Here is a 237-nt window from a genome sequence, read left to right as displayed (position 1 = left end):
GCCTTCATCACGCAGGAGCTCAAGGGCATCCGCGAGCTCTGGCAGAAGAACCTCGTGCCGATCTCGCGCATGACCAGCCTCGAGCGCGACGCGGCCCGCCTCGAGGGCGAGCGCGGCAGCCATCTCTCCTCGATCGCTGAGGCGCGCGGCAAGCAGGCGGAGGTTCGGCTGCAGATCCTGCAGGTCGACCAGGACATGCGCAACGAGGTCAGCAAGGACCTCACCGACATCCGCGCC

The 237-nt window shown here is 67.9% G+C and carries 1 pseudogene; it reads left to right on the top strand.

What is annotated here, in order from left to right:
- A pseudogene (locus tag WDW90_RS41325) lies at nucleotides 1-237 on the top strand (HlyD family type I secretion periplasmic adaptor subunit); the annotation flags it as partial.

Origin of the sequence: Methylobacterium nigriterrae, from assembly GCF_037106235.1 — a bacterium.
Lineage (GTDB): Bacteria > Pseudomonadota > Alphaproteobacteria > Rhizobiales > Beijerinckiaceae > Methylobacterium > Methylobacterium nigriterrae.
The sequence above is the reverse complement of the archived record's forward strand: the minus strand, read 5'-3'. Positions and strand labels throughout refer to the sequence as shown.